Genomic DNA, 26,401 nt, shown 5'->3' on the forward strand with positions numbered 1-26,401 from the left:
CCTCGCCCGCTATATTTTCACCAGAATTTCACAATGTGAATAACTTATAAACGTTATGCTATAATTTTTTACTTTAAGAGGCGGAGAGGCGCTTTGTTAATCTTCGATTTGCTGTGCGGCGAGCTGAAAAAGCAGATTTCAAGCGACGAATTTGAACGCTACGTCGCGCCGCTTAAATTATTAGAAAAGCATTTAAAGTCCGATCTTGCCGTCTTTGAGGCGCCAAATCCTTATATAGCGTTATGGGCGCAGAGCAAATACGCGGCAAAAATAGCCGATTTTTTCGAGAAAGAGAGCGGCGTTCGACCAGCCGTACGCATAACGGCAAAGAACTTGGAACCAAAAAAATATCCGCAAGCGACGACAAAAGGCGACGGGATAACCATCAAAAGCGCGACGTTGAATTTAAGCTATACCTTCGACAGCTTCGTCGTCGGCGCGTCGAACAAATTCGCTTACACCGTCGCTAAAGCGGTCAGCGAAAATCTGGGAGCGGCTTATAATCCCGTAGTTATATTCGGAGGCGTGGGTATAGGCAAAACGCACCTGCTGCAAGCCATAGGAGCGAGCGCAAGCGCGCAGAAAAAGACCATTATATACCGCCAATGCGAACATATGCTAAATGATTTTACGGAACATATGAGACTAAAAACGATGGATCGCTTCCGCGAGCAATATCGAAATTGCGACGCGCTACTAATTGATGATATACAATTTCTTAGCGGCAAAGAGGGATTGCAAGAGGAGTTTTTTAATACCTTTGAAGAGCTTCATTCGCGCAAAAAACAGATTGTGTTAACGGCGGATCAGCCGCCAAAGATGATCGCGGGGCTTACCGAACGACTAAAAAGCCGTTTTATGTGGGGTCAATTAGCCGAAATCCAACCGCCGGAGCTTGAAACCAAAATAGCTATCATCAAAACAAAATGCGAAATACTTAAAATCTCGCTAGATAAAGAAATTATCAATCACATCGCAAGCCGCCTCGACAATAACGTGCGCGAAATCGAAGGCGTGCTTAGCAATATAAACCTATATTGCACCATGTTGGCGCGCCCCGTTTCGCTGGAGCTTGTCAAAGACATACTTAAAAACTACCTTAAAGACAAGCGAGAAAACGTTACAATAGATGATATAACGCAAACCGTCGCCAAAGAGATGAACTGTAAAATATCCGAAATCAAGAGTAAATCACGCGTGCAACAGATCGTGGCGGCGCGTAAAATGGTCATCTACCTAGCCAGAAAACTCACCCAAAACTCAATGCCGCTTATAGCGGAATACTTTGGAATGAAAGACCACTCCGCGGTAAGCCACGCCTACCGAGTCATAACGCAAATCATCGAAAACGACGCCGATTTTAAGCTAAAAATAGACGCTCTAGCCGGAAAAATAACGGAATCAAAAGAAACCTGAACAAAAATTTTGGTAAAAAGATCGTATAATCCAGAATTAAAACAAATCGCTCAACAAGAGAGTCGGCGCGCGTTTTTCACGTTTTCACGCCGCCTACTACTGCTACTAAAATACAAAGAAAGGAACTTGAGTGAAGTTCGTTATAGCAAAAGCGGAGCTTGAAAACACCCTATCTACCTTACAACCATTTTTAGAAAAAAAAGACAACTCGCTTATCACGGCGCACGTTCTCTTCGAGACTAAAAACGACGAGCTAAAGATACGCGCTACCGACAACGAAATAGGTCTAGTTATCAAAACTACGGAATTCGACCTAGAAAGCGAAGGTTCTTTTACGGTAAACGGCAAAAAAATCCTAGACGTGGTCAGGGCTTTAAACGACGATCAAATATTGTTGGAGGGAAATGCGGAATCGCTTCAGATCAAGCAAAATCGCTCAAAATACAAACTTCCGTCGTTTAATCCAGATCTATTTCCGCATTTTAATATGGAAACAGGCGATGGCGAAGTATCGATCGATGGTAAAAAGCTGATTCAAGCTTTAAGAAAGATTACGCCCGCGATCGCAAACGCTAATCCAAAATTTGAGTTAAACGGCGCATTGATCGACGTTCGCGCGAGTTCAATCAACGTCGTTGCAACCGACACAAAACGGTTAGCGCTCTACAAAATTGAACAGAGTTCGGATAAAAACTATCCTATTATTATTCCAAAAAAAGCGATAGCCGAAATGGTAAAAATATTTACCTCCGACTTAAAGCTGTATTACGACGAAACCAACTTAACAATTACCAACGATAACTATTTCTTTTACACTAGAGTAATAAACGGTAAATTTCCGGATTACGAGCGAATTGTTCCGCGAGAACTTAAACGATCGTTCTTGTTTAACGTAAATAAGTTTATAGACGCGATAAGACAGGTAAGCACGCTTTCGACTGAAATTAAAATTACCTTTGAAAGCGGTTTAATAAGGTTTGAGACTCTTAACGAGAGTATCGAAGAGGCAAAAACGGCTATCGAGACTGATATTTCGGTAGAAGATCCTATTTCGATCGCGGTGAATAGCAGATTTATTCTTGATTTTCTTACACAAACGCAGAGTGAACAGTTTGCTATTGGCGTTAACGACTCGTCTTCGCCGTTTATTTTACGATCGGAAAATTTTTCCACGATTGTAATGCCAATCATTTTATAAATACAAAACTTGGGTTAAACTATGAGCGAATACAGCGCTAGTAATATTAAAGTATTAAAAGGTCTCGAGGCGGTTAGGAAACGCCCCGGCATGTATATAGGCGATACTTCGGTCGGAGGGTTGCATCATCTTGTATACGAGGTTGTTGATAACTCGATAGACGAAGCTATGGCGGGTTATTGCGATGAGATTTGCGTAACGTTAACCGCAAATTTTAGCGCGATTATTTCCGATAACGGGCGCGGTATTCCAACCGATATTCACCCTGAAGAAAAAATAAGCGCGGCGACGGTTGTTTTGACCGTTTTACACGCCGGCGGCAAATTTGACAAGGATACTTATAAAGTAAGCGGCGGTTTGCACGGCGTGGGCGTTTCCGTAGTAAACGCGCTTTCAAAAAGTCTTAAAGTGACTATATATAAAAAAGGGCAGATTTACGAACAGAGTTTTAATTGCGGCGTTCCGACTGCGCCGATTGAAATAACGGGAACCACGCGCAAAACGGGAACAATTATAGAGTTTACGCCTGACGACTCGATCTTTGAAACGATTGTTTTTGATAGAGAAATTCTATCCAAGCGTTTTAAAGAGCTTTGTTATCTGAACCCTAGAATCACTATTAAACTTAAAGACGAAAGAGACGGATTCGTCGAAGTTTACCGTTTTGAAGGGGGACTTTCGCAGTTTGTCGCCGATCTGAATGAAAATAACGCTTTAACTAAACCTATCTTTATCTCTGAAAAATTGGAGGACGTCGAAGCGGAGGCGGCTATTTTATATAACGACGCCTATTCTGAAAAGTGTCTATCGTTTGTTAATAATATAAAAACGCCGGACGGCGGCACGCACGAGTCGGGTTTTCGCGCCGGTCTTACGCGCGCTATAACTCAGTATATTGAAAAAAACGCAAACGCTAAGGAAAAAGACGTAAAAATAAGCGGAGACGACACTAAGGAGGGATTGATAGCGATTATTAGCGTTCGCGTTCCCGAACCTCAATTTGAAGGGCAAACAAAAGGTAAATTAGGCAGCAGCTACGTTAAACCGCTAGTTCAAAAGTTTATCTATGAAAAATTGGTTAAACATTTTGAGGAAAATCCAAACGACGCGCGCGGCGTTATGCAAAAGATACTTCTTGCCGCTCGCGGTCGAGAAGCGGCGAGAAAGGCGCGCGATCTCACTCGCAAAAAAGATAGTTTAGGAGTAGGCGCTTTACCGGGTAAATTAGCGGATTGTCAAAGCAAAGATCCCGACGCGAGCGAAATATATTTAGTGGAAGGCGATTCCGCCGGCGGATCGGCTAAACAGGGACGCGATCGCGTCTATCAGGCAATTTTGCCGTTAAGAGGAAAAATTTTAAACGTTGAAAAAGCGCGCATAGATAAGATACTTTCCAGCGACGAAATTAAAAATATGATTACGGCGTTCGGATGCGGTATTGGCGAAGAGATGGATATATCCAGACTTCGTTATAGAAAAATTATTATTATGACGGACGCGGACGTTGATGGAAGCCATATTCAAACGTTATTATTAACTTTTTTCTTCCGTTATATGCGAAAAATTATTGAGGACGGTTGCGTTTATCTTGCTCAACCGCCGCTTTATCGTTATAAAAAGGGCAAAATAGAGATTTATCTTAAAGACGATAAAGCCCTAGATGAATTCCTTATCGAAAATGGGATAAGCGGTTTTGAGTTTAAAAATATAGGCGATCGCGACTTAAAAGAGCTATTAAAGATAGCAGCGCGCTACCGAGCGACGCTAAATCAACTCGAGAAACGCTATTCGTTAATTAAGCTAATAAGACTGTTTATTGAACAAGATACTTTACTCGCGCTGGATAATAAAGAGTTGTTTGCGGAGATTGAAAAGTTTTTAACCGACGCGGAATATAATATTTTGAACTATCAGCTAGACGATCGGCGCATTCACTTATTTGTTCAGACGCAAAAAGGGCTTGAAGAGTTACTTATTAACGAGGATCTTTTCTCAAATTCTCTTTTTGCCGAAGGTAAGTTTATATTTAATCGCCTATGCGAGCTGGGGCATCAAAAGTTATTTGGCGAAAAAGATATATTAAGCGTTCTATCGGAAGTTGAGGAAGCCGCGAAAAAAGGCGCCTATATTCAGCGTTATAAAGGGCTTGGAGAGATGAACCCAGAGCAATTATGGGAAACCACCATGAATAAGGAAGATCGGCGTTTATTACAAGTCACAATCGATAATTTTGAAACCGCCAGCGCCAATTTTAATTTGTTTATGGGAGACGAAGTAGAACCGCGACGCGCGTATATTGAACGGCACGCAAAAGACGTTGCGCATTTGGACATATAGTTATTTATAATAATGATCTCGCCAGAGTTAATAGCCTTTTTTTATAATACCGCGTCGATACAGCGATGGAACGATTATCCGCGTTTTACGGACTTAACGGAACTTGACAAGCAATCGCATAAATTTATTATCGCATTTTTTCTAGCTTCGCAGAATGAGCAAATTAACTTAAAAAAACTAATCGAGGCTGGCATTTTTGAATTTTTGCGTCGCGCGATAGTTACCGATATTCGCCCCGACGTTTATCGTCGCGCGATCAAAGAAAAAGAAAAAGAAATTAACGAATGGTTTTTGAATAAAATTAGACCTGTAACTAACGGCGATTTTTTTATGAAAATAGAAACCTATTTCGCTGATATTAGCGCTTATAAAAACGAGAGAAAACTATTAGAAGCGGCGCATTATCTATCGACGCGATACGAGTTTAAAATTATTTATCAAAGCGGCGGTTTTTTAAGCGATATAGAGGAGCTTCGTCAATCTGTCGAGTCGGAAATTTTCATACATTTGGATTGTAAAGGCGTAGAGGAGGTAGGATTAAACGGCAATCTGGCGAAAATTGTGGATCTATGCGGAAGATTACGTTATCAAATCAGATGGTCGCAAACGCCGCGCCTGCCAAAAACCAGCGTGCTTGGACATCAACTTATAGTCGCGCTTTTTTCGTATTTTTACTCCGTGTCGGCAAGCGCTTGCGAAAAGCGGCTGGCGAATAATTTTTACTGCGCGTTATTTCACGATCTGCCCGAAGTTTTAACGCGCGATATTATCTCTCCCGTTAAATACAGCGTGGGCGGGCTTGAACGTTTTATTTCAAACTACGAAATCGAGTTGATACGCACCCGTATTTTGCCGCTTGTTCCGGACAATATTCAGGGCTATTTCGCTTATTTATTGGGACTTGATAATTCGCGCAAAAACGAGTTTATGAACCGCGTTATAAAAGATGGAAAAATTGTGGAGATTGACGATTGCGCCGATTATAACGACGATATATTTGAACCGATCGACGGAGTTGCGCTAAAGGCGTGCGATCATCTCGCCGCTTTTACCGAAGCCGCCCTCTCCAAAAGCTACGGCATTCGATCAAAAGATCTTGAAAACGGATTTGCGGTTAAAAATAAACATCGATCGCCAATCGGCGGCGTTAATTTTTATGCTATTATGAGCAATTTTGAAAAATATTTGGGAATTAACGAGGAGAGCAGATGAGATACGGCGAGAAAATTATAAACGAATTTAGCGTCGATAAAGATTTGGAGCTATGGGATAATCCAAATCCAGAAAACGATTACGAAATAAATATATCGCTTCCAGAGTTTACCGCATTATGTCCTAGGAGCGGTTATCCGGATTTTGCCATGATAAATATATCCTATGTTCCCGATAAAAAAGTAGTTGAATTAAAAGCGCTTAAACTCTATATTAACTGCTTTAGAAACCGTTATATTTCGCATGAGGCGGCGGCAAACGAGATATATAACGCGCTACTGACGGCGCTTAAACCTAGATCGCTTAGACTAACCGCCGATTTTTCCCCTCGCGGCAATGTTCATACGACTATTATTGTCGATAGTAAAAAATAAGCGCAAACCGTATAACCGTTTTATTCGCCGTTCGGTATTCGATTATGCGGTTTGCCGCCCTTTTATCGCATCTTTAATCAATATAGGTCGTATAAAATCTATCGTAGCGGCTTTATAACTTTTGCGAGGAAAGCAAAAGGCTTCTTCCCAGATGGCTGCGGCGCACAGTCTAGCAAGCTGGGCTGCTCGGTTCCCCGCCTGACCCGTTTTCTTTTAAAACCGCCGCACAGGTCTAAGAAGAAGCGCGTAATTATACATAATTTTATTGTATTTATGGCGCCGGCGTAAAAATTGTTATACAATAAACTATGCGAAAAAGAAACAATCTTTTGGAAGCGTTTGCTCTGGATCGGGCGTTTACCTTTTTTGAATGCGGTCCCGTTATGCTGCTTAGCACGGCGATCGACGGGCAAAATAACGTTATGACCGCTAGCTGCCACGCCTCGATGGGTTTTGAGCCGACAATAGGCGTTATGTTGGGTCCTTGGAATCATTCATATCATACGCTGCTAAAAACGGGCGAATGCGTCGCGGCGGTTCCCGGCGCCGATCTGATGAAAAAGACGATCGCCATAGGCAACTGTTCGGGCGCGGACGTTGATAAATTTAAGACCTTTCGCCTTACGCCGCATCCGTCAAAAATCGTTAAAGCGCCGCTAATCGGCGAATGTTTGAAATGTTTGGAGTGCGTTCTTGAAAGAAAAATCGCGGTAGGAGGCGCGTATCTGTTCGTTTTGCGCGGCGTTGCGGCGTGGCGCAATCCTCTTAGAAAAGATCAACGCGCTTTTCACGCGATGGGCGACGGAACTTTCGTTATCGACGGCAGAGTCGTCGATCTGCGCGAGGAAATGACAAAGTGGCAAGACCGCATTTAAAACGTCGTTTAGCCTAGATAAAACCGATCGTCCTACTTAACGCGGAGTTTGAAAAAAACGAATAAACTAGATCGTTCGGGTCTATATAATTAACGCGCAAGCTACGATTAACGGGCGAAAAATAGAATGTGATCGCTCGCTGGAGAAATCTAACCAACGCGCATATACAAACGGCGCGTTTTCGCCGACTTTTTCGATAATATGTCTCTTTATTGGCGGCGGCGGATATTTTCTAGCGCGTTTATTTATTTGGGCGGCGCGCGCAGATCGCTAGATCGCATAAAAGAGGCGTTGGGGAGGAGATTGGTTAGGTTCCGTAACGAGCGACGGCTTACGACAAAAGCGGCTCTCTTAAACGGTTACCGCCCTACGCTACAAAGTTAGAGATGGGTCGCGCTCCTTGCGGGCGCGCGGGTTGAAACTACCCTACGTTATAAAAATTAGGGGGCGGGCAAGCATGTTGGGCTAAGTCTGGCGACGGGCGAAAGTAGCCGATAAGGACGTCGAAGGGGGATCGAGTAGTTAAAACGCGCGGGTAGCCATAACCGCGTTACGCTACAAGGTTGGGGGCAAACAGCGGCAAAGGCGCCGCCGCGCCGCGCGCTTAGGTTATAATCGCCAGCGTTTGTCTTTTGTGGAGTTAATCTAGCCGAAAACATAGATGGTTTGCCGCTTATTTACTCGACTATTTTGGGCGGATTGGTTAAAATGTTAAAAACCACAAGGGCTTTGGAGCGCTAGATAATGGATATTCGTAAGGCGTTTTTGGACTTTTTCGAGGCTAAGGGACACACTAAAGCGCCCTCGTCGCCGCTTGTGCCAAACGACGCTACGCTACTATTTACCAACGCGGGCATGGTGCAATTTAAGCCGATATTTTTAGGCGAAACGCCCGCGCCGAATCCGCCTCGCGCCGCCAGCAGTCAAACCTGCTTGCGCGCCGGCGGCAAACACAATGATTTAGAGAATGTCGGCTACACGGCGCGGCATCACACCTTTTTTGAGATGTTGGGCAACTTTAGTTTCGGCGACTACTTCAAACAAGAGGCGATCGCTTTTGCTTGGGAGTTTTTAACGCAAATTATCGCCCTGCCCAAAGAGAAGCTCTACATTTCCGTCCATGAGAGCGACGACGAAGCCGAGTCGATCTGGCTGGATTTAGTGTCGCCGGATCGCGTTAAGCGTTTTGGCGATAAGGACAATTTTTGGCAGATGGGAGAGACGGGTCCGTGCGGACCTTGCTCCGAAATCTACTTCGATCAGGGCGCGGAACATTTCGGCTCGAACGAGGACTACTTTGGCGGCGACGGCGATCGCTTTATCGAGATATGGAACCTCGTCTTTATGCAGTATAACCGCGACGAAAACGGGGTTTTACATCCGCTTCCCAAGCCGTCGATCGATACGGGAATGGGGCTTGAGCGCATTACGGCGGTTAAAGAGGGCGCGTTGTCCAACTATGAAACGTCGTTGTTTAAGCCGATTTTAGACGCTATAGTTGGGATTACCGGCAAGCCCTACGAGCCAAAAAACGGCTCTAGCCATCGCGTGATCGCCGATCATATTCGTTCGGTTTGCTTTCTGCTGGCGCAGGGGGTGAATTTCGACAAGGAGGGGCGCGGCTACGTTTTGCGCCGCATTTTGCGCCGCGCCGCGCGGCACGGCTATCTGTTGGGACTTCGCGCGCCGTTTTTACACGCGCTTGCGCCCGCGCTCGCCGAAACGGTTAAAGAGAGCTATCCGTATATCAACGAGCGTTTAAGCGCGATCTCCGAACAGATCAAAGAGGAAGAGAGCCGATTTTTTGCCACGATCGACAACGGAATGAAGCTGTTTAACGAAGAGCTTGCCAAAAATCCGTCCGTTTTCAGCGGCGAAACGGCGTTTAAGCTTTACGACACCTTTGGATTTCCTCTCGATTTGACGCAAGATATGCTTAGAGCAAGCGATACCGCGTTGGATTTGGCGGCTTTTGATCGGGCGATGGAGCGTCAGCGCGCGGCGGCCAAATCGGCTTGGAAAGGCAGCGGGGATAAAAACGCGCGGGGCGATTTTGGCGCGCTGATCGATAGTTTTGGCAAAAACGAGTTTGTCGGCTATGATCGCCTAAGCGCGGAAACGGAAATTTTGGCGCTGTTAAACGACGATTTTAAGCGCGTCGATCGGCTTGAAACAGGCGAGAACGGCTACGTTATGCTAAAGCAAACGCCGTTTTACGCCACCGGCGGCGGGCAGATTGGCGACGAGGGAGAGCTAATCGTCGGCGACGAGGCGATCGCGAAGGTAATCTCGACCGATAAATATTTTGGACTGAATATCTCCAAAGTCACACCGCAAAAGGCGATCGCCGTCGGCGCGGCGATCGAGGCGAGCGTAGGCTTTGGGCGCGTTATGACGGCGCGTCATCACAGCGCGACGCACCTTTTGCACGCGGCGCTAAACGAGATACTTGGCGCAAACGCGACGCAAGCGGGGTCGGAAGTTAGCGCGAATCGTTTGCGCTTCGATTTTAACTATCCGCGCGCGCTAAGCAAAGAGCAGTTAGAGGCGGTGGAAACGCGGGTGAATAAGACGATCTTAAACGCCGTGGCGGGACAAATCCGCGAGTTGCCGATCGACGAGGCTAAAAAGCTGGGCGCGAAGGCGCTTTTTGGCGAAAAATACGACGCGCTTGTGCGCGTGGTGAGCTTCGGCGAAGAGAGCGTCGAGTTTTGCGGCGGCTCTCACGTAAGCAACACAAGCGAGATCGGACTATTTGTTATAACAAAAGAGACGGGAGTCAGCGCGGGCGTGCGGCGGATCGAGGCGGCGGTCAGTCAAAGCGCCTACCGCTATCTCAAGGAGTTCAAAAGCGGTTACGAAGCGATTGTCGCGCAGCTGAAAAATCCCGATCCGATCGGCGCGATCGCAAAGCTGACAAACGTAATTAAAGAGCAGAAAAAAGAGATCGAAAGATTGCAAAGCGGCGGCGATCGGCAGATCGACATAGCGGATATAAACGGCGCGAAGGTGGTTATCGATCTTATCTCAAGCGGCGATCCAAAAGCGCTAGTCGACGATCTAAAAAACCGCTTTGATCGGATCGCGGCGATGATACTTTGCCAGAGCGAGAACGGAATTACCGTAACCGCCGGCGTAAAAGGGCTGAGCTTAAAAGCGGGCGAATGGCTCAAGGCAAGCGTCGCAGAATTTGGCGGCAAGGGCGGCGGGCGCGACGATTTTGCCAGCGGCGGCGGCGTGGCTATCGAGCGGATCGAGGCGCTAAAAGCCAAAGCGCTCGCGCTTGCTAAAGCGAGAATCGTCTAACGCTACAACCGCCTATCAGTAGAGATCGTTTAACGTCGCTCGCTTTTCAATCCGCTCGCTCGTTAAGAAGCGCGACGATCGCAAACGTCGTCGTTAAGGGAATTAACGACTTGTTTCAATCCGTTTTGTTTTAACTATTCGACTTCCCGCGCCTTCCGACGTCCTTATCGCGCGACTTGCGCCCGTCGCCAGACTTAGCCCAACATGTTGTTTGCCCGCCCGCCCCCTAATTTTTATAACGTAGGGTAGTTTCAATCCGCGCGCTCCTTAACGAGCGCGACGATAAAAAGATAATTCGACTGCACAAATGCGGCGTTTCAATCCGCGCGATTGTTAAAGAGCGCGATAATAGCGTCGGCGCGTTTCTCGCCAAAAACGCCGAGTTTCAATGCGCTCGCTTTTTCGATCCCCTCGCGTTTTGATCGCTAATCGCGCTCGAATGCGTTCGCGCAAAAATAGAAATAATCGCGCCCGATAGGCGGCGCAACGATCGCTGCGAGTTTCCTTTTCGCCCGCGTTTTAAGCGGCGCGACGAGCGAAACGGGCGACGTTAAAGGGCTAGGATTTGGTTTCGATCGGCGCGATCGCGCGAAGGAGCGATTAGGGCTTTACGCATTCGACGTTTAGGCTGACTAATATGCCGTTCTCTTTGTCCATATGCGGGATATAGGCTTGCGAATAGTCGTCGATCGCGGCGTGTTCGGTTTCGCGCCAGTCGTAGCGGCGAATCTCGCCCCCCCCCCCCCCCGTAAAACCCGTTTCGACAAGGAGTTTTGAAAGAGAGGCGTAATCAAATACGTTGTAATGAATGTTGTATAGATAATCCTGCCGTCCGTAGATCAGACCGACTACTAGATCCAATCTGCCGTATTTTTGATAAACTTCGCATGCCGCGCCAAAATCGGGAACCGCGAGGCGCAAAACGCCTTTTGGCTTTAAAACGCGCTTCCATTCGGCAAGAACGCGCGCCGTATCGCTTCGCTTGAAATGCTCTAAGACGTGGCAGGCGTAAATTAGATCGACGCTGTCGTCGGCGATAAACGGCAGGCTGTCTATCTGGCTTACATGATCGACATGAGGATAATCTACGGCGTCAATATGAACAAACCCCGGAATATATCGTTTGCCGCACCCTAGGTGTAACCTCTCATCGCTCTTTCCTCAATTGTTGAACAGCGCGCTTAGCGCGCTCGAGTCTTCGCTTTTTTCGCTCTCCCTCAGATCGCCGCCGATCTCTTGCAATTCGATTTCGTAGCCGGTTAGCATAGAGGCTAAACGGATATTAACGCCCGCTTTTCCGATCGCCTTAGCTTTCTGCGCCGAGTCGATTACGGCGATCGCTTTATTGTCGTCCTTGCAGACCACGCTGCTTACGATCGATGGTCTCATAGCGCGAGCGATAAACTCTTCGGGGCGATCGGAATAGACGATCGCGTCTATATTTTCGCCGTTTAGCTCGCCGCCAACGGCGTTAATCCTCATTCCTTTTGTGCCGACCGTGGCTCCTACCGGATCGACGTACGGTTTGTGGCTTATCAGCGCGACTTTAGCGCGCTCTCCGGGTATTCTCGCGCACCGCTCGATACTGACGGAGCCGTCGGCGATCTCCGGAATCTCGAGGCGCAATAGCTCCTCTAAGAATTTTGGCGTGGTGCGGCTAAGCTCTATTCTGATCCCGTCTTTGATATTCATCGTTACGCGCCTGACAATCGTTTTGATCGTTTCGCCTACCTTAAATTTTTCGCCTTTGATCCTGTTCTTTTTCGGCAAAATCGCCCGCACCTCGCCCATCTCCACATAGGTGTTTTCATCGCTATCGACGCGCTCCACTATGCCGTTGATCAGCTTGCCGACTTTGGATTTATAGCTTTCGTAAACCGCGTTTTCCGTTACCTTTTGCAACGCGCGCTCAAGCTCGGCGTGAAAAGCCATAGCCGCCGTCCGCCCGAAAGCCTCTAAGCCGATCTCCTTTTTTATCTCGTCGCCGACTTCGGCTTCGCCGTCCGTTTTAAGCGCCTCTTTTAGGCTAATTACGCCGTCTTTTTCTTCCGTGCTAAGACGCGGATCGTCGTTTGAGACCACCTCGATCTCCTGATAGAGACGGTAAGCCTTTTTCTCCTCGTCGAGAATCGCGTCAAACTCCAACTGTTTCCCTAAAATTCGTTTCGCGCTGTTTATATAAGCGACCTTCAGCGCGCTATGCACCGCTTCCGAATCAAGTCCTTTTTGGTTTGCTATAGAATCGACCACGTCTAGTATTTTTTCCAAAATCAATTTCCTTTTCCCGAACGATATTTTATGCGAAATCGCGCTACAATAGCCCTAATCAATTATAACAAAAGGCGTATTCAAATGGAATTGAAATTGGCGAGAACCGAATTGACGGCTAAACCGAAGAGCGTTTTGATCGATAAACTACTAGAAACTATAAAGCAGAATAACGCGGCGATTTTTTATTTTGACAAGACCAACTCGCATAAAGATCTGATGGCGGCTATCAAAAAATTTGAAGCCGAAGGCTTTAGCGCGTATCTAAAAGAGATTCGTTACGGGCTTGATCAAGAGGATTATCTCTATCAGGTTCACGTTTTATAAATTGCCGTGCCGAAGGTTTTTATAAAAACGCTTGGTTGCGCGATGAATACGCGCGACAGCGAACTGTTATTCGCCGAACTGCGGGATAAGGAGGGCTACGAGAAAGCCTCTAGCGCCGAAGAGTCCGATTTGATATTGATTAACGCCTGCAGCGTGCGCGAACGCCCGATAAGCAAGCTCTTTAGCGAGCTTGGCGCGTTTAATCTGATTAAAAAACCGACCGCCAAGATCGGCGTCTGCGGTTGCACCGCCTCTCATCTGGGCGCCTCGATCTTTCGCCGCGCCCCGTATGTCGATTTTGTGTTGGGCGCGCGCAACGTTTCCAAAATAACGACGGCGCTTAAAGAGCCGCGATCGGTCTATATCGACGCGGCGAACGACGACAGCGAATATGTTTTCGCCGATTATCGATCCAATAAATATCAGGCGCTAATCAATATCTCCTTTGGTTGCGACAAGCGGTGCGCCTACTGCATTGTGCCATATACGCGCGGCAAAGAGGTAAGCGTGCCGTTTAAGATAGCGTTGAACGAAGTCAAAAGAGCGGCTGATAACGGCGCGATCGAGGTTGTGCTATTGGGGCAGAACGTCAATAGCTACCTTGACGATCGCGGCGAAAAGATCGATTTTCCGACGCTGCTAGAGAAGGTCGGCGAGATAGACGGCATAAAGCGCATTCGCTTTCAATCGCCGCACCCTTTGCATATGGACGATCGCTTTTTGGACGTTTTCGCGAATAACCCTAAAGTGTGCAAGCATATGCATATGCCGCTTCAAAGCGGCTCTACCCGCGTTTTGAAAGCGATGAAACGCGGCTACACAAAAGAGTGGTTTCTGCAAAAGGCGGAGAGGGTGCGCTCTCTCGCGCCCGAAGCGACCATTTCTACGGATATTATCGTCGGTTTTCCGAGCGAGAGCGATAAGGATTTTGAGGATACGCTAGACGTAATGAAAATCGTTAAATTCGAGCGGCTCTTTTCGTTTAAGTTCTCGCCGCGCCCGATGACGCTCGCCGCCAAAATGGAGAACCGAATCGACGATAAAACCGCCTCCGCTAGGCTAAATATCGCGCAATCGCTCTACAAAAAACATCTTGGCGAGGCGATGAACGCGCAGATCGGCAAAACCTTCGAGGCGTTTTTAGAGGAAGCCGACGAGGGATTTTTCGCTAAGACGAATAATTTTTACGCCCTGAAGGTGCTGGAGGGCAAAGCGGGAACTTTTGCGCGGGTAAAGGCGACGAGAGTCGATCGCGGCGCGTTGCAAGGCGAAATCGTTGGCTAAAAAAAGACCTTTTTGGCAGCGATTTGTCAGGGGCGCGGGGCTGAAAATCCTGCCTTTTTTCGGCTATTTGCTCGTTTGCCTTATCTATATAACCAGCCGCAAACGCTTTGTTGGGCTGGACACGATCGATCCCGACAAACCCGTAATCGTCGCCTTTTGGCACGAGCATATTCTTATGGCGTCTTTTCACTGGAAGAGACTGCGCGGAACAAAACGAAATCCGCGCGTTTTCGCGATGGTAAGCGATCACAGAGACGGCGAATATATCGCTAGAATCGTGAATTTTCTCGGTATAGGAACGGTGCGCGGCAGCAGCAACAAAGGCGGCGCAAAGGCGCTGATCGCGGCGTTAAAAGAGCTAAAAAACGGCGCCGACGTAGCCTTTACGCCCGACGGTCCGCAGGGTCCAAGACACAGCGTCGCCGACGGAATTATTCTCGCGGCGCAAAAAAGCGGCGCGGAAATTCTGCCGATGCGCTACGAGGCGAGCGCGTGCTGGAGGCTTACTAGTTGGGATCGTTTCGTCATACCAAAACCGTTTGGTACGATCACGTTTATGGCTTACGGGCTAATCGACGTGAAAGGAGAGTCGGCGGATGTCGCAAGAGAGCGAATCAAAGCGGCGCTCGAGCGTTTGGAGGCTTAACGTAGGCGCGCTTGGCGTCGCGTGTCTGGTCGGGCTTTTTCTGCTAGGCTACTACCATTTCAGTCCCACATACGGCGGCGCGAGAGAGGCGAGAGCGCTATACGATCGCGGTTTATTTGACGAGGCTTCGGCGTTGGCGCAGAGAGTTTATGGCGAAAATCCCTATAACGTGCTTGCCTATTCGGTGGCGGAGCAGTCGAAAAAAGCGATTCGCTGGAAACGTTACGCGCTGGATTCTCAAGGTTACTCGCGGCGTATTCAGATCATTACCGCCCAAGAAAATATCGATCCTGCCGATATGTTAACAATAAAAATAATACTGGAGACGGCGATCGCCGATTACGCCAGACTTGGCGAGTCGGACACGATGTGGGATCGCGAGTTGGTCAGGGAAGCAAATGGGTATCATCAAGAGTTCTCCGCCCTTTACCAAAAGCTATTTCGCGGCGCGAATCGATAATTTTCTAATCTATTTGCAGAAAAATCGCGGGCGAGGCGCTTTGACGATCAAGGTTTATAAGCAGGCGCTCAAAGAGGCGTTTGACGCGGCGATCTTTGACGAGCGGCTAAAAACGATAGATTTTATGCCGTATAGAGAGGCTATTTCAACGCAAGCGCCCAAAACGATCGCCAAAAAGTTAAGCGCGATCAGATCCTATTTGGATTATATGCGAAGTTTTGGCTCGCGTTTTCACGCTTACGCGCTTGAAAGCGCGAAAGTTCCAAAAAGTTTGCCAAAACCCGCCTCGCACAAGCAGATTATGCAAACGCTAAGCGGCGGCGGCGAAAACGCGCTACTGATCGAGTTTATATACGGGCTTGGCTTGCGAATTAGCGAGGCGGCGAACATAAAAGTAGGCGATATTAAATCCGATTGGTTAAGAGTAACGGGCAAAGGCGGTAAAACTCGTCAGATTCCGATCATAAACGAGCTTAAAACGAAAATAGATCGCTACTTGCTGGAAAGAAAACCGAGAGTTTTTCTCTTTGAAAAAAACGGCGAGCCGTTAAGCGACAATCAACTAAGATACAAGATTGTTAGGTCGTTTAAGGGGGCTGGTCTGAAGATAACGCCGCATCAATTGCGCCACGCGTTTGCCACCGAAATGCTAAACGGCGGAGCTAGGATTGCGGACATAAGCGAGATTATGGGGCATTCTCAAATGGCGACGACGGAGATATACGCCAAACTATCCTCGCCGACAAAACTTAAAAACTATCTGCAAGCGCATCCGCTCTGCAAAGGCGGTTTTGGATGAGCGGTTATATTGGCAGATTGTTGTTCCCGCTGCTTCGCGTAGCTTACGCGGGGATCTATTTGAGCCGCAAAAAGGCGAGTTTGCATACTCGCATATATCAAAACAGAAAGCTGATCAAAGAGGAGCGGCGCGAGTTCGAGGCGCCAAACGGCGTTCCAAGCCGCGCTATGTTCGAGTACCTGCAAAAGCTGGAAAAACGTAGCGCCTACGTTTATGTCGCCGCCGCTTTGGCGAGCATCAATCAGGGCGCGTTGCCAAGTTGCGATCCAAAGTTTTTTCGCAAAATGCGTATAGAAACCGACAATATATCCACCGTTTATATAGACGATAAATGGTCGATCTACGCCAGCGTTTTCGATCTTGAGGAGATGCAAAAAAAATACGCGCCGATCGACGGTTTAGATTATATTTTTCCTACCGAAGCGGTAATTGATTATTATAGGCGAAAGATCAAAATAGAAAACGATAAAAACGACGCGATCGCCTTTTTACTATACGCAAAATCCAGCTCCACGTTAGCTATATATCAAAACGACGCGATCATGTATAGTTCGCACATTATTTTCGACGAGGACGACGAAAACGAAGAGGCAAACGCGCAAAACGATATGGCAGATTTTTTTGACGAAACGTTAAGCGACGAAACGCTAACGGATAACGCGGCGGAATTAAGCGCCGCGGGCGATGATTTCGGCTCCATAGAAGACCTTAACGATTTTATCGCCTCCGACGATCCGTCCATTTTAGACGCCCCCTCCGAACCCGCGTTGAGCGACGATCAAGAAGCGCCGGAACTCGATCTTGACGAAAACGCTCCGCGATTTAATATGCGCAGAGATATGTTGTTGTTTAATTTTTTAAAAAACTCTTTCACCGCATACTATAAGAACGAAAATTTTGCCAGCGCGTTTATCAATTTCGCCGCCGTTTTTGAAGGCTACGAAGGCGCGAAAAGCGCGATGGATTTTCTAAAAAAAGAGCTGTGCATAGACGCCAAAATTTATCCGATCGATATCGACGAAACCGTTTGTAAAATGGCATACGACGAGGCGGCGTTATGAGATACTCTCTAACGCAAGCGCGCGAGAAAAAACTCTTCAATACGGATACAAAGCTATGGATACTGTTTTCCTGCTCTATGATCGCGCTGTTTATCGCGATAAAAATACTGTTAACCGTTTTGATAGCCGCGCAAGAGGTTCAAATGGAATCTTCCCGTCGGGAGCGGTTGCGATACGAGGCGCAAATAGGCGAGTTGCAAGAGCAAGCGCAACTAATTATGCAAGATATCGAAACGGTATCCAGAACCGCCGCGAAAAACAAGGTGATTAAAGATAGCTTAATAAACCTTTTGGATCTTATTCCCGATCAGATATATCTTACCGAAGCGCAGGCTTCGGAAAAAGCGCTTCGCATTAAAGGTTACACGCCAAGCCAAGAGATATATAACTATCTGTTAAAACCGCCGCTAGAATCAATATTCGCTAAAACTAACGCGTCGTTTTTGCCCAACGGCAAAGGCGGATATGTGTTTGATAGTTTAAGCGTGATGGACGACGAGGAAAGATTGTTTTATGGCGAACAATAGACCGAGAAATATAGACGTTACAAAAGCTACCTTGTTTACGCTTTTTATTTTTTTTACCATATTGGCTCTGATCTATTTTTTCTTTGTTCCGGACGTGCGCCGTCTAAAACTTGTTACGATGTCCAAAAGTCGCTCGGATATATCGCTACAGCAGATCAAAGCGGAGTTGAAACTGCGCGAATCCAACTTAGAGGGAACAAAACTTGAACATAACGATAGGCTAAAAGCGCTAGCAAACGATTTCCCAATCGACGATTTTCATAAAGAGGCTTCGCGTTTTTTCTCAAAGTTCGATCTAACGCCAGTTAAGATAAATTCCGATTCCCCGCCGAAATCGCTTCGCGTAAATATTTACGAATACAATGTCGGCGCCGAATTAAGAGAGCCTAGCGATTTCTACGATTTTGTAGAATTTATAAATAATTACAGAAATGCGATAGAGTTAACGTTGCCGATTACGATCAAAGCCGATCAAAACAATCGCCTATCGTGGGACTTTGGCTTAAAGGTATATCGATCGAGCGCGGATCGATCCGAGCGTTAAAGATATAACCCCTTATATGAGGCGGTATCTTTAGTTTTCTGCATAATTCGCGAAACTCTTTGATCATTGTCGCTTTTTCATAGGGCGCAACCCAAATAAAAGCGCCGTCAAAGCAGACGGCGATCTTGCGCGAGGCGATAAAATTTTCCTCTTTTTGCATCTTTAAGCGTTCGGCTTTGCTTGGCAAAACGCCCGATTTCTTCAGCGTTAGATCCGTTTGGAAAATCGCGTCCGGCGCGCTCTTATCTATAACGGTTAATCTCTTTGTGGTTTTTTGCGAGGTAGTCGTTTGGAATCTATCGCGATCGCTATGTAACGCCGCGAAGGTTCTTTTGATCCCCTCTTTATATCGATCGATTAACGGCGCGGCAAAATCGGCGCGAAACCTATTTCTTAGAAAACGCCGATCGGCGTTGCTAGAATCTATAAAAAACTTTACCCCGAGTTTTTCTATATAATCTTGCAGTTCGTCTTTGCTTATATTAAGAAGCGGGCGGACTAATCGATAAGCGTCTCGATCTTCCTCGCGCCGCATCCCGCTTAACTCGAAAAACCCCGCGCCTTTGCATAGCTGCATTAAAAACCATTCCAGTCGGTCGTTTAATTGGTGCGCCGTAATTAACGTATCGTAACTATGTTTGCCAATAACCTCTTCAAAAAAATCATATCTAATTTTTCTCGCGTTTGCCTCAAAATTGCTTTGCTCCAGTTTCGCGTCGCGAATATATAGAGTTTTATCGTATTTTTCGCATAGCTCTTTGGCGTAAGATACCTCTAAATCGCTCTCTTTTCGCGTATGGTAATTAACGATCGCGCAATCAAAGGCTATCTTGCCGTCCATTAGTAGAAAAAAGAGCGCGGTCGAATCTACGCCGCAAGAAAACGCCAACAAATTTTTGCTATTTTTTAGCGCGGATAACAGATTGCGATCGATCATTTAACGGCGATAAAAGCGGCGAAATTATTCCACCGCAAAACGCACTCGACAAACGAAAAACCCGCGCTCAACATCATCTCTTTATTCTCTGTTTCGTTATACGGCACCAGCACGTTTTCCAGCGCTTCGCGCTTTTGCGATATTTCATAGTCGCAATAGCCTTGATCGCGCTTAAAATCATAGTAGCGATCGATCAGTATTTTATCCAGTTTCTTATGTTCGCAGGCAAGTTTTTCGCTAAAAACAAAAATCGCGCCGCTTTTTAGCCAACCGTAGATCTTTTTTACGAACTCGCCGCGTTTTGGCGGACGTATAAATTGCAAAAGATAGTTCGCGCATACGGCGTCGATACTATCAAACGATAATTTAGTCGCGTCGGCGGTTATAAGTTCAATCGCCGCTCTAAACGCCGCCGCTTTTTCTCTTGCTTTGTCGATCATCGCTTCGGAGTTATCTACGCCGATCAGTTTTAGTTTGGGATTTATTTTATGTAGTTTCAAAAGAAGCGTCGCGGTGGAGCAACCCAGATCGACGACAGTTCCGCCGCCAATCCACCGCGTAATCAACTCCGCCGCGTAGTCTAGGCTCTCTAAATATCGCGGCACGCTTCTAGCGAGCATATCGTCAAACACGCCCGCCACCGCCGCGTCGAACTCGAACTGCTTCTCTCTAGGTTTTGCGAAACGATTATCTGCCGCGGACATAAGAGCGGGGCGCGTTTAACGCGGAAATTAGGCTTTGTCTTTTAGACCAAGCTCTTTAATAACCGAAGCGTATCTGTGAATATCTTTTTGTCTAAGATAACGCAAAAGCCTTTTGCGCTGTCCGACAAGTTTCAACATTCCAAGTTTTGAGCTGTGATCTTTAACGTTGCGTTGCAAGTGCGCGGTCAGCGACTCGATTCTTTGAGTCAGCAACGCGATCTGAATAGCGGGCGAACCCGTGTCCGATTCTTTGGAGCCAAATTTACCGATAATCTCGGCTTTTTTCGCCTTATCCAAAGCCATAACGACCTCCTGATAGGTAATTTAACGGCGAAATAATACCCGCATCGCCTTAAACCGCGCCGCCGCCGGCTGTTCGCGCGGATTTTTAAGCGTCTTCCGCGCGCTAAACAATCGCGCGCTTTAGCGTTTTGTCGGTTTCTATCAGCGCCAAAGCGCGCTCGTAGCTGTCGCTTTCGCTTAAAATCGTGTAGTAGTCGCTTTTGATCGACGGCGCGGATTTTAGCGCGGCGATAAACTCCTCTTTAGCGATCGGATCGCGCGCGGCGAACTCCCAAAAACCGATCTTCTCCAGAGTTTCGTTTAGCAACGGCGCGTTAGGATTGTTTTGCAAAAGCGCGCACAGATAGGAGGCGATCGCAGCCTGAACGCCGTGCAATTTCGGTTTGGCGCAGATCGAATCGAGCGCGTGCGAGATTAGATGCTCCGATCCGCTCGCGGGGCGCGAAGAGCCGGCGACCTCCATCGCGATGCCGCTAATAGTTAGCGACGAAGCGAGCGATCGCTGAAACTCCGGCGCGTAAATATCGAAGCTGTGCTTTAAAAAGAGCAGATCAAGCGAGTTATACGCAAGCATAGAGGCAAAATCGTTGAAACGTTCGTATCCGCGGTTAAACGCCTCTTTCCAGTCAAAAAGCGCCGTAATTTTTGAAACCATATCGCCCGCTCCCGAATAAAGAAAACTCGCGGGCGATCCTTTGATAATATCTAAGTCGATCACGACGCCAAACGGCATTTTGGATTTGACCGATTTGCGTTTGCCCTCCACAAGTAGCGACGATCCGGACGAACAGAAACCGTCGTTTGAGAGAATCGTGGGCGCGCATATGCACGGTTTTTGCAGTAAAAACGCCGCGTATTTCGCCGCGTCCAGCGTCTTACCGCCGCCGACGCCAACAATCGCGTCGATCTCGCTTGGAAGCGAAAAAGCGGCATGCGCGATCGCTTCTAATTCTATTGATTCGACCGTCTTTTGCTTCAGTATCGTTATTCGGTATTCGCTAATCGCGTTTGAAAAATGCGGCTCTATCAAATTCAACGTGTTTTTGCCTAAGAAAACCGCGATCTTTTTCATCTCTTTGTCAAACAGATATTTGCCGATTCTTCCAATTTTTCCCGCGCCGATTTTTAATAGATACGGAATGTTAATCTGTTTAGCTATGGGGGCGATTGTCATATCTCTTCTCTTAATAAAGACGCTATATCGCCGAAGTTATCAAATTTTCTCGTTTTTATATTTGTCGCCGCGCACTTTTCCAACAAGATTTTTTTGGCGAAAACTATATCCGAAATCCGCGCCGGCTCAAAATCCGGAGGTCCGTCGCCCGCAAAGATCAATCTATAACCTTGATCTTTAAGAGTTTTTGCGAGCTTATATTTTGATACGCCTACTAATGGATCGTAAAACGGATCGCTTGTGTCGGGCGCGATCATCGTCAGCCCGCTCTCCTGCGCGTATTCGCCGCGATTGCTTAACAGCGTTATTTGAAACCTGTCGATCAGATCGCCTATAAGCCTTTTAATATAATAATCGCACCCCGCGCTAGCTATATAGATCGGTATCTTTTTTTCGCGGCAGAGCGAGAAAACCTCGCCTATGCGCGGATCGATCCTCACGCCGTTGATAAAGGCGTCGAACTCGCCGCGAGAGAGGCGAAGCGAGCCGAACATCTCTTTAAGCGCGTCAAAATGGCTCTTCTCGCCCGCCAAATACGCACGCCACGGCGCAAGCGCGTCGTCGTCAAAAAACGCTTGGGCTGTATAGTAAAAGAAATCGTCGTCGCTGATCGTGCCGTCAAAATCGCTTAGAAAAACATATTTGTTCAATTATTCCTCGTTTATGCTCGCTTGTTTGAGGTCTGATTATAGGCTTTTTCAAAAAAACGCGGCGCGGCAAAACGACTTTGCGCGTATAATTCAGTTTTTCTTTATATTGTCGATAAATAAGGTCAAGATTGAAGAATAATCTATTTTTGCTCGCCATATTTTGCGCGATGATCGCGTGGGGCGTTTCGTGGCCATGCATGAAAATATTGAACGAATATTTAGACGCGGCGGAGCTTGTATTTGTGCGTTACGCGCTGACGGCGGCGGCTCTGATCGCAATCGCGGCGGTCGCGCGTCAAAAACTCGCGATCGATCGCCGCTCGCTTTTGATCGCGATCGGCGCGGGAGCGATCACCGATATTTTTGGCTATCTGGTTTTTGTCGGAGTTACCTTTGGCGCGGCGGGACTCGGCGGCGCGTTTATCAACGCCGTTTCGCCGATTATCACCTACGCGCTGACTATGGCGCTGTTTCGGCGCAAAGCCGCGCCGCTTGATCTCGCCGCGCTGGCGATCGGTTTTAGCGGCGCGCTACTTATACTGAACGTCTGGGAGTTCGAGGCGAGCGAAATTTTTTCTAAATACAACGCCGTATTTATCGCCGCCGCGTTTCTGTGGTCGATCGTAACGCTGCTAAGCGCGCGATCGCGCGCCAATATGATCGCGTTTTCGTTTTACCTGTACCTATCCGCGACGCTGTTTGCGACGGCTTTCACAGATTTTGGCGCGATTGATTTGGCAAAAATGGACGCGCGGTTTTGGGGCGCGGCGCTGTTTGTAAGCGTAATTTCGACGGCGCTCGCCTCTACGCTCTTTTTTCTGGGTTCAAAAAGGCTCGGCGCCGATCGGGTTAGCGTCTTTATGTTTGTTACGCCCGCGAGCGCGATCATTGCGAGCGCGATCGCGCTAGACGAGCGGTTAAGCCGCGCCGAATTGGTAGGAATCGCGCTTGCGATCGCCGCCGTTTATATATTAAACCGCGCCGCGTTTTGCAAGCCGAAAACGGAACGCGCCGATAGCAAACGATCTTAAAAAGCCTCGCGCGCGAATAAACCGCCCTACATTGCGGAAACGAACGCCGCGCCAAAGGCAAAACGAGCGTTGCGCTAACGCGATCTATTCGCGCCCATTGTCGGCTAAATCGTTATAAAAATCCGTTAAAAGCGGTAGAAAATAGCGAAAGATCGCAAATAAGCGGCTTGCGCTTTTGCTAAATATACGAATTGGTTTGCGCGGCGCGGGGTTCCTCGTCGGTTTGGGCGATCTTTTGCAACGCTTCATAATGCCGCCGCGCCTCTTCGAGCGCCTTCTCTAGCTGAAAGCCCTGCATTACCTTTTTATATAGCGCGGGACGGTTCTTTTTCCAGTTGTGGAGGGTTTTTACATCGACGCCCAAGAAGCCCGCCATATCTCGATTGGTCATTGCCGCCGTCCCTTTTGGGCGCAATTTACAAAAGAAGCTCTGATGAAATCAACAGCGGAATTATTCCCTGTTTTAAGCCTATTATAAGGAATAATTACATATCATTTACGCCAGAGAGGGAATAATTCCTCTCCAACCCACATAAGGAGGTTGCTGTGGCAACTGGATCTAAAGACGAAACGACCAATGTCGGTCGTCGCAAGTTTTTAAAGGTTGCCGCCGTTAGCGCGGCTACGGCGGCGGGCTTTCTGGCGACCGCGACGTTTAACGCCAAAGAGGGCGTGAAAAGCTCCGATTCGACAAAGGGTTTAGGAAAAGGCTACGGCGAAGGCGCGTCGCTTGTCGCTACGTGCGGAATGAGCTATAGTTGCGGCGGAGGCGGCGGTCAATGCGGAATGAGCTATACTTGCCGTGGCGGCGGGGGAACGTGCGGAATGAGTTACTCTTGCTCTGGCAGTTAAAATTATGCTACCTAAACTTGCCGACGGGATTTTTCATTTTGAAAAGTCCGAGAAGCAGCTATTTTTAGTTCCCGATCGCCCCGATTGGATAGTCGTTAACACAAACGGCGCGATTTTGCTTTTCGCTTGCGACGGGACTCGCAACGAGGAGGATATTATCGCGTCGTTTGGCTTGAGCGATCAGGCTCGTTTGGACGCAAAAAAGCTGTTTGCGCGGGCGCGAGAGCGCGGCGTTTTGCAAAGCGAGGATCAAGGCGGCGATACTTCGCTCGCCCCCGCGTCGCGCAAACCAACCGGCGTAACGCCGCTAAGAACCGTGCATATCGAAATGAGCGACGGCTGCAATTTGCGCTGTAAATATTGCTACGCAAAATGCGGCAAATCCTCCAATATGATAAGCGCCGAAACGTTGGATAACATTCTCGACGAAGTCGGCGCGATTTCTGATTTTGTCGAATTTGTTCTCTCTGGCGGCGAACCGCTGTTAAATCCGCATACGTTAGACTTTGCCGAAAAAGCGGCAGCGGCAGGCGATTTTGTTCATCTGCTTACCAACGGAACGCTTATCGATTCCGACAAGATCGCCAAACGTATAGCCGCCTCCGCGAAATTAGTCAAAATCAGCATAGACGGCTCGACGGAAGCGATTCATTCGATTACGAGAGGCAAGGGCAACTTTGACAGAGTAATACGAGGCGCAAATCTGTTGATCGACGTCGGCGCGAACGTAACGATCGCAATGGTAGTAACTAGCAAAAACAAAGACGATATCGCCGCTATGAGCGAGCGTTGGGGCGGGCGTTTGAACTTCCAGCCGCTATTTCCCGCGGGGCGCGGCAAGGGGCGATCGGATTTAGCGATTAGCGGCGGAGAATATTACGGCGCGATGGCGGCGGTAAGAGGCGTAGCGCCAATGGCAAGAGTCGGCGCGACGCTTGAGTCTTTGCGCGGCAGAGGCGTAAAGAAATGCGCGTTAGCCGATCGAGAGATCAGCATATCGGCTACAGGCGACGTCTATCCGTGCCAATTGCTTCACGCGCCCGAATTTCTGGCGGGAAATATCCGCGAGCGCCCGCTTAGAGAGATCTACCGCGAAAGCGACGCACTGAAAAGAGCGAGGGGCGTTACAATCGATACGCTTGAAAAATGCTCGCGTTGTCCGATTCGTCTGCTCTGCGCCGGCGGTTGCCGCGCTAGAGACTACTACGAAGTTGGAAGCATAGAGAACGTGGGAGAGTTTTGCGAATACGAACAACTTGCGTTTATCAACGCTTTGTTTGATAATTCGGAATTAGCCGATATGGCAAGCGAGGAACGACAATGAAAAGAGCGATGCAGAGCGCGAGAATATGCGCGGCGATCCTGCTCGCAATCTCAATCGCTCGCGCCGATTGCGAAATGGAAGGCGTCGATAACTGGAAAACGACAGACGGGCAAAGTTTGCTGTTGTATCAAAACGACAAGGCGCTCTGCCTAATAGAGTTAGACGTTTATTTCTGCGGGCTTAGCGGCGGCTTTACCAATAAGGCGGAGATTATTTTTACGGGCGCGTCAATCAAACGCGATTCAAAAATTATCATTGACGGGCATGTTTGCGATGTTTCCAAAGCAGAGCGCGTTACATTGTTTAAAATTGAAAAATAAACGGCAAAGCATTCCGTATTGGCAGTCCAAGAGGGCGCAAGTTTTTGCGGCTTGCTCGCCCTCGCGTAAGTCTCCGCCCGCATTTTGTCCGTCGTCCTTGCCGCGCAAACCCTTTTATGCCGTCGCCAGCGTCATATGTAGCCAAAACGTTACGCGACATTTGCCCTGAACGTTTTGTGAAAAGCGGATAAAATATATTTAATCAAGAAGCGTCAAAAATAAAAAAATAAGATATTTCAAATAATGTTACCGCTAGTTAAAAAGTAAGGCATAAAACATTCAGCGTTTGGCTGACTAAGAAGGCGCGAGTTTCTTTTGTCGATAATTATTCTAGCGAGAAGCGCTTACAAGCGCGGAGAGTAATTATCGGTCAAATTCGAAGGCGAAACAATCCCAGTTTGGGGGGGGGGGGGGGGGGGGGGGGGGGGGGGGGGGGGGGGGGGGGGGGGGGGGGGGGGGGGGGGGGGGGGGG

The 26,401-nt window shown here is 47.9% G+C and carries 27 protein-coding genes and 1 other RNA gene; 19 read left to right on the plus strand and 9 right to left on the minus strand.

Features of this window, described 5'->3' with window-relative positions; genetic code table 11:
• Positions 1 to 93 precede the first annotated feature (93 nt).
• The 5 genes from dnaA to queF all read left to right on the plus strand — a co-directional run bounded on the left by dnaA (position 94) and on the right by queF (position 6,537).
• Complete coding sequence (gene dnaA, locus LBF86_06780; GenBank protein ID MDR0665208.1) at positions 94 to 1,416, plus strand: chromosomal replication initiator protein DnaA; 1,323 nt, start codon at positions 94 to 96, stop codon at positions 1,414 to 1,416.
• Between the two features lie 130 nt (positions 1,417 to 1,546).
• Positions 1,547 to 2,614, plus strand: coding sequence for a DNA polymerase III subunit beta (gene dnaN / locus LBF86_06785; protein MDR0665209.1), 1,068 nt, complete (start codon positions 1,547 to 1,549; stop codon positions 2,612 to 2,614).
• A gap of 21 nt (positions 2,615 to 2,635) precedes the next feature.
• Positions 2,636 to 4,951: a DNA topoisomerase (ATP-hydrolyzing) subunit B gene (gene gyrB, locus LBF86_06790; GenBank protein MDR0665210.1), complete on the plus strand. Its 2,316-nt coding sequence runs from the start codon at positions 2,636 to 2,638 to the stop codon at positions 4,949 to 4,951.
• Between the two features lie 12 nt (positions 4,952 to 4,963).
• Positions 4,964 to 6,163 (plus strand): HD domain-containing protein, encoded by a 1,200-nt coding sequence (locus LBF86_06795; GenBank protein MDR0665211.1) that lies wholly within the window; start codon positions 4,964 to 4,966, stop codon positions 6,161 to 6,163.
• Positions 6,160 to 6,537 carry a preQ(1) synthase gene (gene queF / locus LBF86_06800; GenBank protein MDR0665212.1) on the plus strand — a complete coding sequence of 126 codons (378 nt, stop codon included), beginning with the start codon at positions 6,160 to 6,162 and terminating at the stop codon, positions 6,535 to 6,537. The genes LBF86_06795 and queF overlap by 4 nt, the downstream gene beginning before the upstream one ends.
• A gap of 141 nt (positions 6,538 to 6,678) precedes the next feature.
• Here queF and ffs read toward each other — a convergent pair.
• Positions 6,679 to 6,776: signal recognition particle sRNA small type (gene ffs / locus LBF86_06805), an RNA gene on the minus strand.
• A gap of 90 nt (positions 6,777 to 6,866) precedes the next feature.
• Between ffs and LBF86_06810 the strand changes: the two genes are divergently transcribed.
• Both LBF86_06810 and alaS read left to right on the plus strand, forming a co-directional pair.
• Positions 6,867 to 7,412, plus strand: coding sequence for a flavin reductase family protein (locus tag LBF86_06810; protein MDR0665213.1), 546 nt, complete (start codon positions 6,867 to 6,869; stop codon positions 7,410 to 7,412).
• Between the two features lie 744 nt (positions 7,413 to 8,156).
• Positions 8,157 to 10,718 (plus strand): alanine--tRNA ligase, encoded by a 2,562-nt coding sequence (alaS, locus tag LBF86_06815; protein MDR0665214.1) that lies wholly within the window; start codon positions 8,157 to 8,159, stop codon positions 10,716 to 10,718.
• Between the two features lie 600 nt (positions 10,719 to 11,318).
• Here the strand turns inward: alaS and LBF86_06820 are convergent.
• Together LBF86_06820 and nusA are read right to left on the minus strand one after the other, a co-directional pair.
• Positions 11,319 to 11,816, minus strand: coding sequence for a methyltransferase domain-containing protein (locus LBF86_06820; GenBank protein ID MDR0665215.1), 498 nt, complete (start codon positions 11,814 to 11,816; stop codon positions 11,319 to 11,321).
• 63 nt (positions 11,817 to 11,879) lie between these two features.
• A complete protein-coding gene (gene nusA, locus LBF86_06825) occupies positions 11,880 to 12,986 on the minus strand; it encodes a transcription termination factor NusA (GenBank protein ID MDR0665216.1) in 1,107 nt (368 codons plus the stop codon).
• 84 nt (positions 12,987 to 13,070) lie between these two features.
• Between nusA and LBF86_06830 the strand changes: the two genes are divergently transcribed.
• From LBF86_06830 to LBF86_06865, 8 genes are read left to right on the plus strand one after another with little or no spacing between them, the layout of a single operon-like run.
• The gene (locus LBF86_06830; GenBank protein ID MDR0665217.1) at positions 13,071 to 13,313 is read left to right on the plus strand and encodes a hypothetical protein; all 243 of its coding nucleotides are present in this window, start codon (positions 13,071 to 13,073) and stop codon (positions 13,311 to 13,313) included.
• Positions 13,314 to 13,319: 6 nt separating this feature from the next.
• Positions 13,320 to 14,597: a tRNA (N6-isopentenyl adenosine(37)-C2)-methylthiotransferase MiaB gene (gene miaB / locus LBF86_06835; GenBank protein MDR0665218.1), complete on the plus strand. Its 1,278-nt coding sequence runs from the start codon at positions 13,320 to 13,322 to the stop codon at positions 14,595 to 14,597.
• Positions 14,590 to 15,243, plus strand: coding sequence for a lysophospholipid acyltransferase family protein (locus LBF86_06840; GenBank protein ID MDR0665219.1), 654 nt, complete (start codon positions 14,590 to 14,592; stop codon positions 15,241 to 15,243). The genes miaB and LBF86_06840 overlap by 8 nt, the downstream gene beginning before the upstream one ends.
• Positions 15,194 to 15,703, plus strand: a complete 510-nt coding sequence (locus LBF86_06845; GenBank protein MDR0665220.1) for a hypothetical protein — start codon at positions 15,194 to 15,196, stop codon at positions 15,701 to 15,703. The genes LBF86_06840 and LBF86_06845 overlap by 50 nt, the downstream gene beginning before the upstream one ends.
• On the plus strand, positions 15,642 to 16,502 hold the full coding sequence (locus LBF86_06850; GenBank protein ID MDR0665221.1) for a tyrosine-type recombinase/integrase: 861 nt from the start codon (positions 15,642 to 15,644) through the stop codon (positions 16,500 to 16,502). Before LBF86_06845 ends, LBF86_06850 begins: the two co-directional genes overlap by 62 nt.
• Complete coding sequence (locus LBF86_06855; GenBank protein ID MDR0665222.1) at positions 16,499 to 17,563, plus strand: hypothetical protein; 1,065 nt, start codon at positions 16,499 to 16,501, stop codon at positions 17,561 to 17,563. Before LBF86_06850 ends, LBF86_06855 begins: the two co-directional genes overlap by 4 nt.
• Positions 17,560 to 18,090 (plus strand): hypothetical protein, encoded by a 531-nt coding sequence (locus tag LBF86_06860; protein ID MDR0665223.1) that lies wholly within the window; start codon positions 17,560 to 17,562, stop codon positions 18,088 to 18,090. Before LBF86_06855 ends, LBF86_06860 begins: the two co-directional genes overlap by 4 nt.
• On the plus strand, positions 18,077 to 18,634 hold the full coding sequence (locus LBF86_06865) for a hypothetical protein (GenBank protein MDR0665224.1): 558 nt from the start codon (positions 18,077 to 18,079) through the stop codon (positions 18,632 to 18,634). Before LBF86_06860 ends, LBF86_06865 begins: the two co-directional genes overlap by 14 nt.
• Here LBF86_06865 and tilS read toward each other — a convergent pair.
• The 5 genes from tilS to LBF86_06890 form a co-directional block, all read right to left on the minus strand.
• Complete coding sequence (tilS, locus tag LBF86_06870; GenBank protein MDR0665225.1) at positions 18,552 to 19,571, minus strand: tRNA lysidine(34) synthetase TilS; 1,020 nt, start codon at positions 19,569 to 19,571, stop codon at positions 18,552 to 18,554. The two genes, LBF86_06865 and tilS, sit on opposite strands and share 83 nt — an antisense overlap.
• Entirely contained in the window at positions 19,568 to 20,275 is a 708-nt protein-coding gene (cmoA, locus tag LBF86_06875) for a carboxy-S-adenosyl-L-methionine synthase CmoA (protein MDR0665226.1), read from the minus strand. Before cmoA ends, tilS begins: the two co-directional genes overlap by 4 nt.
• 27 nt (positions 20,276 to 20,302) lie before the next feature.
• On the minus strand, positions 20,303 to 20,578 hold the full coding sequence (gene rpsO / locus LBF86_06880) for a 30S ribosomal protein S15 (protein MDR0665227.1): 276 nt from the start codon (positions 20,576 to 20,578) through the stop codon (positions 20,303 to 20,305).
• 103 nt (positions 20,579 to 20,681) lie between these two features.
• Positions 20,682 to 21,752 carry an iron-containing alcohol dehydrogenase family protein gene (locus LBF86_06885; protein ID MDR0665228.1) on the minus strand — a complete coding sequence of 357 codons (1,071 nt, stop codon included), beginning with the start codon at positions 21,750 to 21,752 and terminating at the stop codon, positions 20,682 to 20,684.
• Positions 21,749 to 22,402 (minus strand): MtnX-like HAD-IB family phosphatase, encoded by a 654-nt coding sequence (locus LBF86_06890; GenBank protein ID MDR0665229.1) that lies wholly within the window; start codon positions 22,400 to 22,402, stop codon positions 21,749 to 21,751. The genes LBF86_06885 and LBF86_06890 overlap by 4 nt, the downstream gene beginning before the upstream one ends.
• 128 nt (positions 22,403 to 22,530) lie before the next feature.
• Between LBF86_06890 and LBF86_06895 the strand changes: the two genes are divergently transcribed.
• Positions 22,531 to 23,433 carry a DMT family transporter gene (locus LBF86_06895; protein ID MDR0665230.1) on the plus strand — a complete coding sequence of 301 codons (903 nt, stop codon included), beginning with the start codon at positions 22,531 to 22,533 and terminating at the stop codon, positions 23,431 to 23,433.
• A gap of 178 nt (positions 23,434 to 23,611) precedes the next feature.
• Here LBF86_06895 and LBF86_06900 read toward each other — a convergent pair whose 3' ends face one another.
• Positions 23,612 to 23,824 (minus strand): transcriptional regulator, encoded by a 213-nt coding sequence (locus LBF86_06900; protein ID MDR0665231.1) that lies wholly within the window; start codon positions 23,822 to 23,824, stop codon positions 23,612 to 23,614.
• Positions 23,825 to 23,979: 155 nt separating this feature from the next.
• Here LBF86_06900 and LBF86_06905 point away from each other — a divergent pair, with 155 nt between their 5' ends.
• The 3 genes from LBF86_06905 to LBF86_06915 are packed head-to-tail and all read left to right on the plus strand — an operon-like array spanning position 23,980 to position 25,929.
• Positions 23,980 to 24,285, plus strand: coding sequence for a hypothetical protein (locus tag LBF86_06905; protein ID MDR0665232.1), 306 nt, complete (start codon positions 23,980 to 23,982; stop codon positions 24,283 to 24,285).
• A gap of 4 nt (positions 24,286 to 24,289) precedes the next feature.
• Positions 24,290 to 25,609, plus strand: a complete 1,320-nt coding sequence (locus LBF86_06910) for a radical SAM protein (GenBank protein MDR0665233.1) — start codon at positions 24,290 to 24,292, stop codon at positions 25,607 to 25,609.
• Positions 25,606 to 25,929 carry a hypothetical protein gene (locus tag LBF86_06915; protein ID MDR0665234.1) on the plus strand — a complete coding sequence of 108 codons (324 nt, stop codon included), beginning with the start codon at positions 25,606 to 25,608 and terminating at the stop codon, positions 25,927 to 25,929. The genes LBF86_06910 and LBF86_06915 overlap by 4 nt, the downstream gene beginning before the upstream one ends.
• Positions 25,930 to 26,401: the final 472 nt, after the last annotated feature.

The organism is Helicobacteraceae bacterium (assembly GCA_031258155.1).
GTDB lineage: Bacteria > Campylobacterota > Campylobacteria > Campylobacterales > SZUA-545 > JAIRNH01.